Source organism: Fuscovulum sp. (assembly GCA_035192965.1).
Classification (GTDB): Bacteria; Pseudomonadota; Alphaproteobacteria; order Rhodobacterales; family Rhodobacteraceae; genus Paragemmobacter.
In genome coordinates, this window is the sequence record CP136571.1 from 2,821,232 (window position 1) to 2,838,888 (window position 17,657).

A 17,657-nucleotide genomic window follows, 5' to 3' on the forward strand; every position below is an offset into this window, starting at 1 on the left:
TCACCCCCGTTGGCTTGCCCTCCGGACCATAGGGCCCCCAAGGCATTTGTCGCTTGCCTCAGGGTTAACAGGATTTACCCTTCGGTCAAAAAATTTCTTCTGCCGGAATAATGGGCGCTTCCCGGCCTGCGCTGCCCTCGCGAAAGGCAGGCACGAATGGCCCCCCGGCGAATCCCCGCCCTATCGCGCCAGTGCCAGAATGCCCGCCACATCCAGATGCGCCTCCAGATGATCGGCCAGTGCGTCCAGCGTGGCCTCTACCCCGGCCTCATAACCCGTATCCGCCCCGGTCACCCCAAGCGCCGCCAGCCAATCCCGCCGGAACCCATCCGCCGCGAACAGACCGTGCAGATAGCTGCCCGCCACCCGCCCGTCGGCAGACACTGCCCCCTCATCCCGCCCACCGATCCGCGCGAAGGGCCGCGCGCAATCCGGCCCAGTTGTCACGCCCAGATGAATCTCATACCCCGCCACCGCCGCGCCGCTGCCCACATGCACACCGTCCACGAGCGCCAGCCGCTTTTCGCGCCCCAGCACCGTCTCCACATCCAGCAGGCCCAACCCCGGCACCGCTCCCGCCGCCCCTTCGATCCCATCCGGATCGGCCAGCACCTGCCCCAGCATCTGATACCCCCCGCACAAGCCCAGCACCCGCCCACCCCGCCGCCGATGCGCAAACAGGTCAACGTCCCAACCCTGCCCCCGCAGAAAGGCCAGATCGGATGCCGTCGCCTTCGATCCGGGCAGGATCACCGCCGCCGCATCGCCGGGGATCACCTGCCCCGCGCGCAACATCACCAGATCCACCCCCGGCTCCACCTTCAGCGGATCAAGGTCATCGAAATTGGCAATCCCCGGCAGGCACAGCACCACCACCTTCGCCCCCCCGCGATGCGGCCCGCCCACCAGACCCACCGCATCCTCGGCCGGCAACCGCCAGGCGTCCCGGAACCACGGCACCACGCCAAAGCCGCGCCACCCAGTGCGCGCCTCCAGCCAGCGATAGCCGTCATCGAACAACGTCACATCCCCGCGAAAGCGGTTGATGATGAACCCCGCCACCATGGCGGCATCCCCCGCCTCCAGCACCGCCTGCGTCCCCACGATCTGCGCGATCACGCCGCCCCGGTCGATATCCCCCACCAACAGCACCGGCACATCCGCCGCCATGGCAAAGCCCATATTGGCAATGTCGCCCGCCCGCAGGTTCACCTCGGCCGGGCTGCCCGCCCCTTCCACGATCACCAGATCATGCCCCGCCTTCAGCCGGGCAAAGCTCTCCATCACCCCCGCCATCAGGCGCGGCTTCAACCCCGCATAATCGCGGGCCTCTGCCCGTGTCAGCCGCTTGCCCTGCAAGATCACCTGCGCGCCCGTCTCGCTTTCGGGTTTCAGCAGCACCGGGTTCATGTCAGTGACCGGATCAATCCCCGCCGCTCGCGCCTGCAGCGCCTGCGCCCGCCCGATCTCGCCCCCGTCCACCGTCACGGCGGCATTGTTTGACATGTTCTGCGGCTTGAACGGCGCGACGCTCAGCCCCCGCCGCCGCGCCGCCCGGCACAGCCCAGCGACGATCAGCGATTTGCCGACATCTGACCCCGTGCCCTGCACCATCACCGCCCGCATGTCCCGCTCCTCGCAAACAATGCCCCTTCATCGCAGGCCGGGGCGCAGGCCGAAAGCCCGGACGGGATCCTTGCCAAAAGGTGAACGGATTCTGCCGACGCCGTTCGCTGCGTGCATACGCCTGTCTGCACAGCCGTCTGCACCACGCGCTGCACAGGCTTTTCAGCCCCCCGCCAGCCGCCCCTCGGCCCCAAAATGGCGCGGAAAGAACGCCGCCGCACTTGCCCAGACCGTCGCCTGCGCCTCCTCACGGCTATAGGGATTCTGCATCGTCATCAGGTCCAGCCAGACCCCTTCTGTCGTCACTCGCAGCACCCGCGCAATCCGAACCGCATCACCCGAATAGCTGCCAAGCGCAACAAGGTCACTGCAAAGACCCTCCATAAGCCTTTGATATTCTTCATCGTTAGAGCCACAGCTTTCCTGATACATCGGGCGGCTCTGCGCCTCACCCCAGAACGCACACCACGCTGCCAGCCGATCCGCGGTGCAAATGGCCGGCGCAAAATCGGCGTCGATCAAGGCCGCGATCCGGTCCGCCGGATGCGGCCCCGCCACCGCCAACGCCGCCTGCCAATTGGCGCGGTACTCCTCCGACAGGTGATCCAGCGTCGCAGCCAGAAGCTTGTCCTTTGATTCAAAATGGAAATTCGCCAACCCATGCGACAACCCCGCCCGCCTGGCCACCTCACCCAGCGTCGTCCGCGCAAAGCCGTTTTCCGCAATCACCGATATCGTCGCCTCGATCAACTGCAGCCGACGTTCCTCACGGCTCAACTTGCGGCGCGGCGCAGGAGTCGTCTCAGTTGCGGCCTCCATCGGCATTCCTTTCACACAAGAATCTCCTACAATATTGCCCGGAACGCCAACAAAACAAAGGCTTTTCGCCCTCATCAATCATTTTGATTGACAGTTCAATCAGAATCTTGCGACCATTCCCGAACGCCTGCCCCTCCGACCCGGAGCCTTCCGCATGACGACCCACCCGCTCCATTCGCTTCCCATCCCGAACACCTGGGATCGGCGCGGCCTGCCCGGCTGGACCTATCACTCCCCCGCCCTGTTTGAGCTTGAAAAGTCACATGTTTTCCTGACGCACTGGCAGGTGGCCGGGCATGAATGCGACCTGCCCGCCCCCGGCGATTGGCTCACTTTCGACATGCTCGGTGAACGCGCGGTGCTGATGCGGGGCGCCGATGGCGTGGTCCGCGCCTTCCACAACCTGTGCCGCCACCGTGGCGCGCGTGTCGTAGACGGCGACCGCGGCCAATGCCGGGGCGCCATAGTTTGTCCCTTCCATGGCTGGGTCTATAACCTTGACGGCACCCTGCGCGGGGCGGCCCAACCCACCAGCTTTGGCGATATGGATCGCACGAAGTTCGGCCTGAAACCCATTGAACTGCAATCCTTCCATGGATTTCTCTTCATCCGCTTCAATCCCGGCCCACAGCCCGATATCGCCGATTACCTCGCCCCCTATGAGGCCGATTTCGCCGCCTATCGCACCGCCGACATGCTGCCCGTCGCCACCCCCTATTGGTCAACCGAACTGCCGGTGAACTGGAAATCCGTTCGGGATGTCGACAATGAAGGCTACCACGTCCCGCTCGCCCATCCCGGATTGCAGGATCTCTATGGCCGTGACTATCGCGATGTCTTTCTTCCGCATGGGCTGAACATTTCCATCGGCCGCTACGGCGATACCCCCGGCAGGCTCTGGTCGGTGCGCCATTACAACCGCCTGTCCCGGTCACGCGATCACCTGCCCCCGCATCTGGCTGGCGCCTGGACATATTACGGCCTGTTCCCGCAGATCGTTTTTGCCTTCACCCCGGAAGGTGTTCAATACTATCACGAAATCCCGATCGGCCCCGGCCGGACCCGGCTCACCGGCAGGCTCTACCGCAACCCCGATGAAACCCGGCAAGAGCGTCTCGCCCGCTACCTCGCCATGCGCATCGACCGCGACACCTCGGCCGAGGATCAGCAGCTTTCCATCTGGTCGAACGAATCCATGCGCTCGTCGGCTTTCGAAAACTTTCATCTTTCCGATCTCGAATGGGGCCTGCGCCGCCATCACGATGACCTGCGCGCACTGATCCCGGTGATGAAACTGGATCAGGCCCCACCAGAAGACCGCATCGCCGCAATCAATCGGGAAATGCTTGGCGCATCAACCTGACCGCGCCTAGCCTGCCACCACCAGACCGGGCAAACCGGCACATGCCCACAGGGAGACTGCCATGAAACTGACCCGCAGAAATGCCCTTCTGACCCTCGGTAGCACTCTGGCGCTTCCCTATGTCCGCCCCTCTTGGGCGCAGGCCGGAACGGTGAATGTCTACAACTGGTCTGACTATATCGGTGAAACCACCATCGCGGATTTCGAGGCGGAAACCGGCATTGGCGTGGTCTATGACCTGTATTCCAGCGCCGAAGAGATGCAGGCAAAGATGCTGGCCGGATCGACGGGCTATGATGTCGTGGTGATGGCCGGTCTGAACCTGCCTAACTTCGTTCAGGCGGGCGTCTATCAGAAACTGGATCGCAGCCGCCTGACAAACCACGCAAACCTCGACCCACAAATCCTTAAGATCGTTGAAGGATTCGATCCGGGGAACGAACACGGTGTTCCTTACATGTGGGGCTCTGTGGGCGTCACCTATAACCTCGACATGATCCGTGAACGCCTGCCCGATGCCGACCTTGAATCCCTCGACACGCTGTTCAAACCCGAAAACGCCGCCAAGCTGGCGGATTGCGGTATCTCTCTGCTCGATAGCCCCACCGACATCGGCTTCATGGTGATGAAGTATATCGGGATTGATCCCAACACCGCTGGCCCCGCCGAATACCAGAAAATGGCCGAGGCATTTGCCCCCATCCGCGACTATGTCGCCACTTTCGATAATGCCAATTACCTGACCTCCATCCCGAATGGTGAACTTTGCGCCATCAACAGTTGGTCTGGCGATTACGGCGTGGCCAAGGCCCGCGCCGCCGAGGCGGGGATTGAGATGAACCTCGCCTACTACGTTCCAAAGACCGGCGCGCCAGCCTGGTTCGATCTGCTGTGCCTGCCCGCCGACGCGCCCAACACCGACAACGCCTATACCTTCGTCAACTACCTGCTGCGCCCCGAGGTGATTGCCGCCTGCACGAACTTCATCGGCTATGCCAATGCCAACAAGGCAGCAACGCCGCTGGTCGATCCCGCCATTGCATCCGATCCGGCCATCTATCCGGATGACGCGACGCTGGCCCGCATGTTCACCCCCACCCCGCAAACCGAAGAACAGGACCGCGAGATCACCCGCATCTGGACCACCATCAAGTCCGGCGGCTGACCATGACCGCTGCCGCCGCGCCGTTTCTAAGGATCGAGGGCGTCTCCAAGACATTCGGCACCTTTCAGGCCGTGCGCGACGTGTCGCTGACCATCACCAAGGGCGAAATCTTTGCCCTTCTTGGCGGTTCCGGCTGCGGCAAGACAACCCTTTCGCGGATGCTTGCAGGGTTCGAAGAACCCACCGCAGGCCGCATCTTTCTGGACGGGCAGGACATGACAAAGGTTCCGCCTTGGGAACGGCCCGTCCACATGATGTTTCAAAGCTATGCCCTCTTCCCCCACATGACCGTGGAAAAGAATGTGGGCTATGGGCTGAAGCACGAACCCATGACCGCCGCTCAGCGCGCCGACCGTGTCCGTGCCATGCTGGAACTGGTGCAACTCACCCCCTTTGCCCAACGCAAACCCCATCAGATTTCGGGCGGCCAGCGTCAACGTGTGGCGCTTGCCCGCGCTTTGGCCCGGCAGCCAAAGCTCCTGCTGCTCGATGAACCCCTTGCCGCGCTGGACAAGAAGCTGCGTGAACACACGCAGTTCGAACTGATGTCCATTCAGGAACGCACGGGCGTAACCTTCATCGTCGTGACCCATGATCAGGAAGAGGCGATGACCCTGGCCGACCGCATCGCCGTCATGGATCGCGGGCAGGTGCAGCAAATCGGCCCCCCGGCCGAGGTTTACGAACAACCCGCCTCGCGGTTTGTAGCCAATTTCCTGGGCTCCATCACCCAGTTCGACGCCACCGTCACCGCCATTGACGGCCCCCGCACCCGCCTGTCCGTTCCCACCTTCGGGGCCGAGGTCGAGGCTGGAACCCTGCCCGGCATCGCACAGGGCGAAACGCTTACCCTTGGCCTGCGCCCGGAAAAGGTGATGCTGCACCGCGACCGGCCCGAAGGTCCCAACGTGATCGCGGGCGAGGTGAAGGATCTTGCCTATTTCGGCAAGGACAGCCTGTATCGTGTCACCCTTCCCGGCGGCGGGTTGATGTCGGTTCATGCGGTGAATGCCCGCCGCACGGGCGATGCCCGCCCGGATTGGAATGATCGCGTCTGGCTCAGCTTTGATCCATCCGCAGCCATCCTGTTGCGGGATTGATCCGATGCACGCCCGCCTGTCCAACTGGTTCAACCGCAGGGGCTGGTCAGACCTGATCATCGGGCTGCCCTATCTCTGGCTGCTGCTTTTGTTCCTGCTACCCTTCCTGATCGTGCTGGCCATGAGCGTGGCCACCCGCACGCCCACCGCGCCGCCCTTTGGCTATGGCGGGGAAAATCCCGTCGTGAATCTGAACGGTTACGCGCGGCTCTTCACAGATGAGCTTTACATCCGCGCCTTCCTTACCTCGCTGACAAATGCCGCCATCGCCACCATTCTGTGCCTGCTGATCGGCTATCCCATGGCGCTGGGCTTGACCCGCGTCTCAAAAGGTTGGCGCAACATATTGCTGATGCTGGTTATTCTGCCCTTCTGGACGTCATTCCTGCTGCGCGTCTATGCCTGGATGGGGATGATGGGCAAGAACAGCTGGTTCAACCAGATGCTGACGCAGGGTTGGAACTGGCTCACCCCCGAAGGCTGGGCCGTCACGTCCCTGCCATTGATGCATTCCAATTTCGCCGTCGTGCTGGTGATGGTCTATACCTATCTGCCGTTCATGATCCTGCCGCTCTATGCCAGCCTCGAACGGCTTGACCCAGCGCTGGATGAGGCGGCGATGGACCTTGGCACCCGTCCCTTCGGCGTTTTCCGCGATGTCACTCTGCCGCAATCCATTCCCGGCATCGTGGCGGGCGGGCTGTTGGTCTTTATCCCCGCTGCGGGGGAATTGGTGATTCCCACGCTGGTGGGAGATGCCGCCAGCCCGATGATCGGGCGCGTGATTTCGGATGAGTTCACATCGGCCCGCGATTGGCCCATGGCCTCATCTGTAGCCGTCGCCCTGCTGCTGATCATGGTCATCCCGACCATGCTATACAGCCACTATCAGGCCAAGGCAGATGGCGAGGGCAAGCGATGAAGCGCCGCCCCTGGTTCCTGTTCACCATGCTCTGCTTCGGCTTTGCCTTCTTCTACGTGCCAATCCTGTCGATGATCGTCTACTCCTTCAATGAAAGCCGCCTTGCCACGGTATGGGGCGGGTTTTCGACGAAGTGGTATGTCTCACTCATGTCCAACCGTCAGGTCGGCGCGGCGCTGCTGCTGTCGCTTCAGATCGCGGTCATCTCGGCCACGATCGCCACCATCCTTGGCACCATGGCGGGCATCGCTTTGGCGCGCTTTACCCGATTTCGCGGCCGCCTACTGTTTTCCGGCCTTGTCACGGCCCCCCTTGTGATGCCCGAGGTGATCACCGGCATCTCCTCGCTGATGCTGTTCCTGCTGATGGCCGACTGGATCGGCTGGCCGGGGCAACGCGGATTTACCACCATCACGCTGGCCCATATCACCTTTTCCATGGTCTTCGTCACCACCGTGGTGCAGGCCCGGATGATCCAGTCCGACCGCGCCATCGAAGAGGCCGCGATGGACCTTGGCTCACGCCCCTGGCAGGTGATGTGGGACATCACGCTTCCCACCATTTTTCCGGCCATCCTGTCGGGCTGGCTGCTGGCCTTCACCATTTCGCTCGACGATGTGGTCATCACCTCCTTCACCACTGGGCCGGGCAACACCACCCTGCCCCTGCTGATCTGGTCCAAGGTCAAGCTGGGCGTCACACCCGATATCAACGCGCTGGCCACGCTGACCGTACTGGTGGTGGGCACCGGCGTAGTGATCGCCGGCGTCATCCTGAACCGGGCCGAGAGGCGGCGCATCCGCGATGAACGCATGGCCTATCGCACCAATGACTGACGCTCCCGAAACCCTGCTGTCCCTGCCCCTTGGCACCCCCGGCGCGGGGCGCATCCGCTATGGCGCGGCGATGGCGCTGTATCAGCAAGGCCATATCTCACCCGCAGAGTTGGAGGCATGGCGCATCGCCTCGGCCTCCGACACCCGGCCCGTTGATCAGGTTCTCGCCGCCCATGGCCTGCCTGCCCCCCGTCGGGCAGACCCCACGAACACCCTGACCCGCCTGATGCAAGAAGCCGCCGCCGCCCTTACCTTGTTGCGCTGCCCCGGCGCGGCGGAACTGCGCCGCCTGCTTGCACAGCGCAGCGAAACGCCACGGCCGCGCCCCGCACAGACGCTCCCCGTCGTTACCCGGCATCTGGAGAAGGCTCTTTTCGCCCTACGGGCCACCCACCCCGCCCTTGCCACGGCCATCACTGCCGCCAGCCCGCAACTGCATTGGCAGATGCCAGACAGCGACAGTCCCGATCCCGACGGCCCCGCAATCTGCACGCTGCTGGGCGGAAACGCCCCCTTCCCGGCGCGGGATGCGGAGTTTGGCCTTTACCTCATCGCACCCCACGGCCTGGACCGCGATAACAGCCATCCCGCGCCCGAGCTTTACCTGCCCCTCACTGGCCCGCATGGCTGGCGCTTTGGCCCCGACCGCCCCCTGATCCGCAAACACGCACTGGTCCCGATCTGGATTGATGCCCACCGCCCGCACCTCATCAAGGCAGGCGCTACCCCCTTCCTCGCCCTTTACGGACGGACACGCGACGCGCAGGCCCCCGCCCGCATCCTGCGGGCCTCCGACTGGCCCGCGCTGCACGCGCTGCGGCTGGAGGCACACTGATGGCCCGCGTTCTGCTGACCAACGCCCATATCCGCACCATGAACCCCGCCCAGCCGGCAGCCGAAGCGTTGGTGATCGAGAATGACCGCATCCTCGCCATCGGCGAAGCCGCCCATATGGCCGCAAAGGCAGGGCCGAAGGCAGAGGTGATTGATGCGCAAGGCCGCCTCATCCTGCCCGGCCTTCAGGATGCCCATATCCATCTTCTGAACGGCGGAACGGATCTGGTGCAAACCGCACAGCTTTACGATTGCACCACCACCGACCAGATCGCCGCCACCCTTCAGGCCCATGCGGCAACGCAAAGTGGCCCCATGCTTTGGGGTGCAGGTTGGCAATGCGGGTTCTTTGGCGATGCCAACCTGACCCGCGCCGTGCTGGACCCTGTCACGCCTGACCGTCCCTGCCTGATCTATGACGGCAATTTCCACAACGCCTGCCTGAACACGCGTGCCATCGTAATGATTGGCCTGACCGACGACACCCCCGATCCGCAGGGCGGCCACTTCGTCCGCGACGCCCAGGGACGCGCCACCGGCATGCTGCACGAGGATGCGATCTACTGGGCGCTCGACCGCCTGCCCAAAACGACCGAAGCGACGTATTGCGCCGGTCTCCACGCCGGGCAGGCCCTTGCCAACCGGCATGGCATAACGGGCATTCTGGACCCTTTCATCCAATCCCATCACATCGGCATCTACGCTCAGGCCGCGGCACAAGACGCCCTGACCCTGCGCGTGGCAGGCGCCATGTCTGTCACCTCTGCCGATACGGTGGACACGGCCCTCGCTCGCCTCACTGCACGCCGCGCGGCGCACCGGACCGAGGACTTTCATCTCCACTCCGCCAAATTCTTCCTCGATGGCGGGTTGGAAAACCGCACCGCCGCGCTGATCGACGATTATGCCGATGCCCGTGGCGGCAACTGCCCCCTGATGTTCCCGCCCGACCAGATTCGCGCCCTGTTCACCGCGCTCGATGCCGCGCGGTTTCAGATCCACGTCCATTGCATCGGCGACCTCGCCACCCGCGCTGCGCTCGACGGGTTTCAGGCCGCCCGTGAAGCCAACGGCGCGTGGCCAGGGCTGCACCAGATCGCGCATTGCCAACTGGTCCACCCAGATGACCGCCCGCGCTTTGCTGCGCTGGGGGTGATGGCGAACCTGCAACCGCTCTGGGCCTGTAACGATCCGATCATCCCCGATGACACCATGGCTATGATCGGCCCTGCCCGCGCAGCATGGACCTATGCCAACCGCAGCCTCATCGATGCAGGCGCGCCGTGGTGCATCAATTCTGACTGGGCAGTCACCACGCTCAACCCGTTTGAAATCATCGGCACCGCGATCACCCGCGAACCGCCGCGCCACCGGGGTCGCGCCGCGCCGTTCTTTCCGTCTGAACGGATGACGATCCATGAGGCCGTCCTTGGCTACACCACACATGCCGCCGCCGCCTGCTGGCGCGGGCATTATACCGGCGCTTTGCGCCCCGGCTTTTCGGCGGATCTGATCATCCTCGACCGCGATATCTTCACCTGCGATCCCTATGAAGTGGCGGATACCCAGATACTTCTCACCCTGTTCAAGGGCCGCGCCGTCCATCGCGCCGCCTGCTACACCTGACGGAAAGGCTATCGTCCATGACCAACACATCCCAAACCCGCCGCGTCGCCAATATCCACAACGCGCCCTTCACGCCCTTTGTCTATCCCGATGGCGTCGCCTTGGGCGATGAGATCCTGCAACTGGACAGCGATAAGCCGCTGGGCGAAGGTTTTCACGTCTATCGCATGCCCGCCGGGATGCGGACGCGGTCGCATATCCACAACGGCCATGAACAGTTCCTGATCCTCGAAGGCGAGTTGATCGAAGACGATGGCACCGTCTTCAAGCCGGGCGATCTGGTCTTCTATGCCGATGGCACAGAGCACAGTTCCTATACCCCGCACGGCTGCCTGCTGGCTGTCCACATCGTCAGCGCGGAAACGCCGACCGAATGATCCCCGGCCTGTCATGGGCCGAATCACCCTGCGCTGGCCCAGCCGGAACCTAGTTCCGCTGGCTTGGTTTCGCCACAGTTCAGGTCGGAGATCGTTAACGAAAATTAACCACTCAGCCACTTTTCTGCTGATCGTTTCCAAAGCGGAAAAAACGCCCTCCAGTGCCTTGAATTGGCACCGGAAAGGGCAACCGCCGTGTACCGAATTCCTTGCGGGAAGGCAGAAGTATGGTAACAATTTGTCTAAAGGTGCGCCCTGCACCTATTGCGCTGCCACGGTCGAATGACCGGATCAGAGCAAGCAGATGATCTGCCAAGCGGTGGGGGCCGCCTGATCAGACTTCCGGGGCAAGTCGAAGTAACCCAAGCTGCCGGGGTGTGTAATGAGTGTCTGTGTTATCCTTGCCGCGTCCTGCGGCACTTCGCCCGCGTGTTCGCGCGCCCGGACAAGCCCCCGCTCGGCCAATCGTGGCAAGGGGTGCATGTGATGGGCATCCTCTATTCCTCCTCCGGCATCACCGCGACTTCTAGCCTTGCCATGCCGTCCGCCGCCGCACAGGCGGTTGAGGCGACGATGCTGTCGCAGGGCCTGCGCCTGCGGGTCGGTTCGCATCCCTCGGATCTCTGCGCTATCGAAGACCTGTCTATTGGCGATCCGATCTGGGACATGGCGACCGAACGTCTGATCGACATTGACGCCATGGCCTGCGCCACGCTGGACATTCAGCAACTCGATGACATGGGCCTGCGCGCCATGGCCATCGCTACGCCGTCGGGACAAGGCTATCTCGCCCTTGCCTCGGCCCGGATCATGGCACCCGCACCGCGCGCAATTCCCAGCTTTGCAGCCACGAACTTCTTCCGCTTCTGGCCCGAAGCCCGCCTTGTGGCCGAGGTTGAGGGTCGGCCCGTCCTGATCCGGACTGGCGTGATCTGAGGCGGCGCTATCTGAGGGCGGCACCCCTCAATCCGGCACGATAAACCCCTGCGCCGCAAAGGCCGCATCTGCGGCCTCATCTGTCAGCGCCTCAAGAAAGGCCCTATCCCCGGCATCCACCGCCCCTGTCAGCAATGCCGCAGGATAGACAATCGGCGGATGGCTGGTTTCGGGAAAGGTGGCAACAACCGTGACATTGTCATCGGCGACAGCATCGCTGGCATAGACGATCCCGTAAGGCGCCTCACCCGACGCTACCAGCGCCAGCGCGGCCCGCACATTTTCGGACTGTGCAACCGCCCCGGACACCGATGGCCAAAGCCCAAGATGCTCCAGCGCCGCCTTGCCATATTGCCCTGCAGGCACCGCATCGACCATCGCCATGGACAGGCGCCCCCCGGCCAGCAATCCAGCGAGGTCCGTTTCTGGCCCGATCTCGACCGGGGCCGCGTCCTTTCCATGCGCAATCAGCACCAGCCGGTTGCCCAGAATATCGGCACGGGTTCCGGCCGCCACCAGACCGACCTTCTCCACCTCATCCATCCAGTTCACGGCCGCCGAGATAAAGATATCCGCCGGCGCGCCTTCGATAATCTGCTTGGCCAGGGCATTCGATCCGGCATAGCTGATCACGACCTCATGCCCAGTGTTGGCCTGAAAGTCGGCCGCCACCTGATCCAACCCTGTCTTCAGCGAGGCAGCCGCAAACACCACCACCCGATCCGCCCAGGCGGGCATGGGCAGGCACAGCAAGGCACAAAGAACAAGTCCCCGGCTCAGATGTGCAGCGTGCATTTTTCCCCCGAAATCAATGGCTTTCGCAGCAAACTCACCATGCGAACCCCCGATGATCAAGCTCTGCCCCGCAGACCGGGCGGATATCAGCCTTAGGCTTGCGAAACGGGCGCTGGTCCGGATCTTGGGCGCGGCTAGGTACCCTTCGCCACGCCGCGCCCCGCCAAAAGCGCACGGATATTCACGTCGAACGGCGGACGCACGATCCCGAACTCGGTGATCAAACCAGCAATCAATCGGTTGGGCGTCACGTCAAAGGCCGGGTTGAAGGCGGGCGCGCCCACTGGTGCGATCAGGCTGTCGCCGACGCGCAGCACTTCATCCCCGTCCCGTTCCTCAATCTCGATCCCGTCGCCGCTGGCGGTGGACAGATCAATCGTCGATGTCGGGCAAGCCACATAGAACGGCACCCCATTGTCCTGCGCCGCCAGTGCAAGGTTATAGGTGCCGATCTTGTTGGCGGTGTCGCCATTGGCAGCAACCCTGTCACAGCCCACCACGGCCATGTCCACCTTGTGCCGTCGCATGATATGCGCCGATGCCCCATCCACCACGATGGCATGGGGAACGCCGTATTCCATCAATTCGAACGATGACAGCTTCGCCCCCTGCAACCTCGGCCGCGTTTCATCGAGATAGGCGAACACCTTACGCCCCGATTCATGCGCCCGCCGGATGATCCCCAGCGCGGTGCCAACACCGACCGTGGCCAACGCGCCCGTGTTGCAATGGTGGAAGAAGGTCACCTCTTGCGGCAGGATGGCCAGCGCATGTGCCGCTATCGCCTCATTCACCGCGATATCCTCGCGCTCCATCACCCGCGCCTCTTCCAGCAGGCGCGAGGCATCCGCCCCGGCCCGCCACAGCAGCGCCATCCGATCCAGCGCCCAGAACAGGTTCACCGCCGTAGGCCGCGATGCGCGCAGAACCCGATCCGCCGCCTCCAACGCCGGGATCAGCGGCACATCCGCCGCCTCGGCCAGCAAGGCCGCTTGCGCCATGCCGAACCCCGCCGCCACCCCGATGGCCGGGGCACCCCGCACCGTCATGTCGCGGATGGCGCCCGCCACCGCCTCAGGCGAGGTCAGGTCACGGTACTGCACCGTTCCCGGCAGGAACCGCTGATCCAGAAGCCGCAGGCAATGGCCTGCCGCGATCCATTCCATGGTTCGAAACGCCATGGCATCCCCCTGCGCAGGAAAGCCGGGGCCCTGCATCGCAAGGCCCCGTGCCGACAATCAGCCGATGATTGACGTGAAGGTGGCCGAAGGCCGCATCACCGCCGCCGTCTTGACCGGGTCGGTATGGTAATACCCGCCCAGATCGGCCGGCTTACCCTGATCACGGGCCAGTTCGGCAACGATCTTGGCCTCATTCTCGGCCAGCGCCTTGGCGATGGGTGCGAAATGGGCGGCCAGTTCCGCGTTTTCAGACTGCACCGCAAGGGCCTGCGCCCAATACAGCGCAAAGTAGAAATGGCTGTCACGGTTGTCCGTCTGGCCGACCCGCCCTTTGGGCGATTTGTCATGGTCCAGCACGCCCTGCGTCGCCACATCCACGGCCCGGCCCAACACCCGCGCCTTTTCGTTTCCGGTCACATCGGCCAGAAACTTCAGGCTTTCCCCCAGCGCGCAGAACTCGCCCAGCGAATCCCAGCGTAGGTGGTTTTCCTCAACCAGTTGCTGCACATGCTTGGGCGCCGACCCACCGGCCCCGGTTTCAAACATGCCCCCGCCCTGCATCAGCTTGACGATCGAAAGCATCTTGGCCGAGGTCCCAAGTTCAAGGATCGGGAACAAGTCGGTCAGATAATCCCGCAGCACGTTGCCAGTGATCGCGATAGAGTTTTCGCCCTTGCGGATCGTCTCCAAAGACAGGCGCGTCGCCTCGCGCGGGGCCATGATCTGGAACTTGTCGGCCACGCCCGCCGCAGCAAGTATCGGGCGGACATAGTTGATTAGCTCGGCATCATGCGGCCGCGTTGCATCCAGCCAAAAGATCGCCTGGCAACCCTCGGCGCGCTGCCGGTCAATCGCCAGCTTGACCCAATCCTCGATCGGGGCCTTGCGGGTGGCCGCTGCGCGCCAGATGTCGCCCGCCTGCACCTTGTGCTGGTGCAGCACATCGCCATTCGCCGCGATCAGGCGCACCGTGCCATCAGCCGGGATTTCAAAGGTCGTCGGGTGTGAGCCGTATTCCTCGGCCTTCTGCGCCATCAGGCCGATGTTCTGCACCGTCCCTGCCGTGGCCGGGTCCAGCGCCCCCGTTGCCTTGAAATAGGCGACCGACTCGTCATAGACGGCGGCGTAAGAACTGTCCGGGATCACGCAATTGGTATCTGCCGCCTTGCCATCCGGACCCCAGCCCTTGCCACCCGCCCGGATCAGCGCAGGCATCGACGCATCCACGATCACGTCAGACGGGACATGCAGATTGGTGATTCCCTTGTCGGAATTCACCATGTAAAGCGGCGGGCGATCGGCCATCACCGCCTCGATTTCGGCAAGAACGGCCTTGCCATCCGGCATGTCTGCAATCCGGTCCAGCATTACGCCAAGCCCGGAATTCGCATCCACACCGGCCGCCTGAAACGCAGCGCCATGACGATCAAAGACCGGCGCAAGGAAGGCCTTGACCGCATGACCAAAGATGATCGGATCCGACACCTTCATCATCGTGGCCTTCAGGTGGATGGAGAACAGCACCCCCTCGCGCTTTGACACCGCGATCTGTTCGGTCAGAAAAGCGCGCAGCGCAGCGACCGACATGAAGGTCGCATCCACCACCGTGCCGGGGTGATAGTTCACCCCTTCCTTCAACACCTTCACTGCGCCATCCGCCGTGAACAGTTCGATCCGCGCCGCGCCGGCCTGAGCCGCGCTCAGCGTGACTGATGTCTCATTCGACCGGAAATCCCCGCCTGACATCGTCGACACGCGGGTCTTGCTGTCCGCGCTCCATGCGCCCATCGAATGCGGATTGGCCTTGGCGTAATTCTTCACCGCCGCCGCCGCGCGCCGGTCGGAATTGCCCTCGCGCAGGACCGGGTTCACCGCCGACCCTTTGATTGCATCATAGCGGCGGCGGGCTTCCTTTTCCGCATCGTTTTGCGGGTCTTCGGGGTAGTCGGGCAGATCATAGCCCTGCCCCTGCAATTCCTTTACCGCCGCCACCAGCTGCGGGGCAGAGGCAGAGATGTTCGGCAGCTTGATCACATTCGCCGCTGGCGTGGTCACCAGCGCGCCCAGTTCCGCCAGATCGTCCGGCTGTCGCTGCGCATCAGTCAACCGTTCGGGGAAAGCCGCGATGATCCGCCCGGCCAGCGATATGTCACGCGTGCCAACCGTTACCCCCGCGGCAGCCGCATAGGACCGGATGATCGGCAAGAGCGACGCCGAGGCAAGCTGCGGCGCTTCGTCCACCGTGGTGTAGATGATGTCGGGAATGGGTCGATCGGTCATGTGAAAGCCTGTTGTCTTGCAGTTACGGCCAGCGGCCAGACGCAAAGGCGGCGCGCGGCCCAGCCACGCCCCGCCTCTTGATTTCCAACCTAGTCATGCTGCGTGCGAAACAAAAGCCGCTCCTTGCAGCGCTGTGCGCTTTCCTGCATCCGGGGGAACGCAATCCCCCACAGCCCCACCCGGATGCAGAATGCTGGATGGTCAGACCACCTCGACCGTCAGCGTCCCCACGCCCTCGATCACGGCCTCCATCACATCGCCGCGCACCACGGCACCAACACCCGAAGGCGTCCCCGCCATGATCACATCACCCGCCTGAAGCTCGAAATACTCCGACAGGTAGGAAATCATCTCTGGCACCTTCCAGATCATCTGGTTCAGGTCGCCCTCCTGCCGCAGCGCGCCATTGACCGTCAGCGCAACCCGCCCCTGATCGGGATGGCCGACCTGCGCCACCGGCAGTACCGGGCCGACCGGACCCGACAATTCAAAGGCTTTACCGATTTCCCACGGACGGCCCATCTTCTTGGCCTCGCCCTGCAAATCGCGCCGCGTCATGTCGAGGCAGACACCATAGCCAAAGACATGCGACAGGGCCTGATCCAGCGGGATGTTGGTTCCCCCCGATTTCAACGCCACCAGCAGTTCCACCTCGTGATGCACATCGCTGCTGTGCGGGGGATAGGGGAACGCGCCCGACGAATCGAGGTTGTTGGGGTTCTTTTGGAAAAAGAACGGCGGCTCACGGTCCGGATCATGGCCCATCTCAACCGCATGAGCGGCGTAATTGCGCCCAATGCAATACACCCGGCGCACCGGGAAGGCCCCGCCACCTGACACGGGAATCGCCGGAACCGGCGGCGCGGGGATCACGAAATCAGCCATAAGTCACCTCTTCTAAGCAGCGATATGCCGTTGCATACCGTATCAAATGGTTCAAATCAATCCCGCAAAACCTGCACAACTGATAGCGCAAACAAACCAATTGATGATTGATGAGACCAATTTTTGATGTAGAACCCTGTTTAGCACGTAATTGGTCAACCAATTTTGGGGAATGGTTCATGGATGCCTCGACATCAGACCCGGTAACGCTTTTGCGCAGCTACATCCTTGAGGGTGGCTTCGGCAGCGGCGGCAAACTGCCGCCCGAACGGCAGTTGACCGATGAACTGGGCCTGTCTCGCGCCACCATCCGCAAGGCGCTGGATGTGCTGGAACGCGACGGCCTGATCTGGCGCCATGTCGGCAAAGGCACCTTCATTTCCGAAGACACCAGCCGCAAGCCTAGCAGCGCCACAGTCGAACTTGGCCGCCAGCTGACACCCTTTCGGATGATCCGCGCGCGTCTTGCCATCGAACCCGCCATCGCCCGCGAAGCCGCGGTTAACGCCTCGGGCGAAACCCTGACGCGGATGCAGCGCGCCATAGACCGGGCCAAATCGGCCACCACCTGGAACGAATATGAAATCCAGGACGATCTCTTTCACCGCGCCGTGGCCGAAGCCAGCGACAACCTGCTGCTGCTGTCGCTGTTCGATCAGCTGAACGAGGTGCGCCGCGCCGTGGCCTGGGGTGCCGTGTCGCGCGAAAGCGCCCACCCCTCGCCCGATCATTCGAGCTTTGCCGAACATGATGCCATCGCAGCCGCCATCGCCAGCCGCGACCCGCATGCCGCCTATGAGGCGATGCGCAGACATATCGGCTCCGTCGCCCGCCGCCTGTTCGGCGAGGTGTAGGGCCAACCCAATCCCCGGACACAAGGCGGCACCAAGCCCGCACAGCCGGATCACACGA

At 63.3% G+C, this 17,657-nt stretch carries 16 protein-coding genes; 10 read left to right on the forward strand and 6 right to left on the reverse strand.

The window, feature by feature from the left end; all coding sequences use genetic code 11:
• Positions 1-180: 180 nt before the first annotated feature.
• Both RSE12_13865 and RSE12_13870 read right to left on the reverse strand, forming a co-directional pair.
• Positions 181-1,626, reverse strand: a complete 1,446-nt coding sequence (locus RSE12_13865; protein WRH61458.1) for a cobyric acid synthase — start codon at positions 1,624-1,626, stop codon at positions 181-183.
• Between the two features lie 162 nt (positions 1,627-1,788).
• Positions 1,789-2,445, reverse strand: coding sequence for a TetR family transcriptional regulator C-terminal domain-containing protein (locus RSE12_13870; GenBank protein ID WRH61459.1), 657 nt, complete (start codon positions 2,443-2,445; stop codon positions 1,789-1,791).
• 154 nt (positions 2,446-2,599) lie between these two features.
• Between RSE12_13870 and RSE12_13875 the strand changes: the two genes are divergently transcribed.
• The 9 genes from RSE12_13875 (at position 2,600) to RSE12_13915 (ending at position 11,604) form a co-directional block, all read left to right on the forward strand.
• On the forward strand, positions 2,600-3,808 hold the full coding sequence (locus RSE12_13875) for an aromatic ring-hydroxylating dioxygenase subunit alpha (GenBank protein WRH61460.1): 1,209 nt from the start codon (positions 2,600-2,602) through the stop codon (positions 3,806-3,808).
• Between the two features lie 61 nt (positions 3,809-3,869).
• Positions 3,870-4,973: a polyamine ABC transporter substrate-binding protein gene (locus RSE12_13880; GenBank protein ID WRH61461.1), complete on the forward strand. Its 1,104-nt coding sequence runs from the start codon at positions 3,870-3,872 to the stop codon at positions 4,971-4,973.
• Positions 4,974-4,975: 2 nt separating this feature from the next.
• Positions 4,976-6,073, forward strand: coding sequence for an ABC transporter ATP-binding protein (locus RSE12_13885; GenBank protein ID WRH61462.1), 1,098 nt, complete (start codon positions 4,976-4,978; stop codon positions 6,071-6,073).
• Positions 6,074-6,077: 4 nt separating this feature from the next.
• Entirely contained in the window at positions 6,078-6,995 is a 918-nt protein-coding gene (locus RSE12_13890) for an ABC transporter permease (protein WRH61463.1), read from the forward strand.
• A complete protein-coding gene (locus RSE12_13895) occupies positions 6,992-7,831 on the forward strand; it encodes an ABC transporter permease subunit (protein ID WRH61464.1) in 840 nt (279 codons plus the stop codon). The genes RSE12_13890 and RSE12_13895 overlap by 4 nt, the downstream gene beginning before the upstream one ends.
• The gene (locus RSE12_13900) at positions 7,824-8,666 is read left to right on the forward strand and encodes a dimethylsulfonioproprionate lyase family protein (GenBank protein ID WRH61465.1); all 843 of its coding nucleotides are present in this window, start codon (positions 7,824-7,826) and stop codon (positions 8,664-8,666) included. The genes RSE12_13895 and RSE12_13900 overlap by 8 nt, the downstream gene beginning before the upstream one ends.
• On the forward strand, positions 8,666-10,291 hold the full coding sequence (locus tag RSE12_13905; GenBank protein WRH61466.1) for an amidohydrolase family protein: 1,626 nt from the start codon (positions 8,666-8,668) through the stop codon (positions 10,289-10,291). The genes RSE12_13900 and RSE12_13905 overlap by 1 nt, the downstream gene beginning before the upstream one ends.
• A gap of 17 nt (positions 10,292-10,308) precedes the next feature.
• The gene (locus tag RSE12_13910; GenBank protein ID WRH61467.1) at positions 10,309-10,668 is read left to right on the forward strand and encodes a cupin domain-containing protein; all 360 of its coding nucleotides are present in this window, start codon (positions 10,309-10,311) and stop codon (positions 10,666-10,668) included.
• 486 nt (positions 10,669-11,154) lie between these two features.
• Entirely contained in the window at positions 11,155-11,604 is a 450-nt protein-coding gene (locus RSE12_13915; protein ID WRH61468.1) for a hypothetical protein, read from the forward strand.
• Between the two features lie 27 nt (positions 11,605-11,631).
• Here the strand turns inward: RSE12_13915 and modA are convergent, their stop codons facing one another.
• The 4 genes from modA to RSE12_13935 form a co-directional block, all read right to left on the reverse strand.
• Positions 11,632-12,399 carry a molybdate ABC transporter substrate-binding protein gene (modA, locus tag RSE12_13920; protein ID WRH61469.1) on the reverse strand — a complete coding sequence of 256 codons (768 nt, stop codon included), beginning with the start codon at positions 12,397-12,399 and terminating at the stop codon, positions 11,632-11,634.
• 134 nt (positions 12,400-12,533) lie between these two features.
• A complete protein-coding gene (gene mtnA, locus RSE12_13925) occupies positions 12,534-13,580 on the reverse strand; it encodes an S-methyl-5-thioribose-1-phosphate isomerase (protein WRH61470.1) in 1,047 nt (348 codons plus the stop codon).
• Between the two features lie 57 nt (positions 13,581-13,637).
• Positions 13,638-15,860: an NADP-dependent isocitrate dehydrogenase gene (locus RSE12_13930; GenBank protein WRH61471.1), complete on the reverse strand. Its 2,223-nt coding sequence runs from the start codon at positions 15,858-15,860 to the stop codon at positions 13,638-13,640.
• Positions 15,861-16,061: 201 nt separating this feature from the next.
• Positions 16,062-16,745 carry a fumarylacetoacetate hydrolase family protein gene (locus RSE12_13935; protein WRH61472.1) on the reverse strand — a complete coding sequence of 228 codons (684 nt, stop codon included), beginning with the start codon at positions 16,743-16,745 and terminating at the stop codon, positions 16,062-16,064.
• 179 nt (positions 16,746-16,924) lie between these two features.
• On the opposite strand from RSE12_13935, the gene RSE12_13940 reads away from it, so the two are divergent.
• Positions 16,925-17,599 carry an FCD domain-containing protein gene (locus tag RSE12_13940; GenBank protein ID WRH61473.1) on the forward strand — a complete coding sequence of 225 codons (675 nt, stop codon included), beginning with the start codon at positions 16,925-16,927 and terminating at the stop codon, positions 17,597-17,599.
• Positions 17,600-17,657 lie beyond the last annotated feature (58 nt).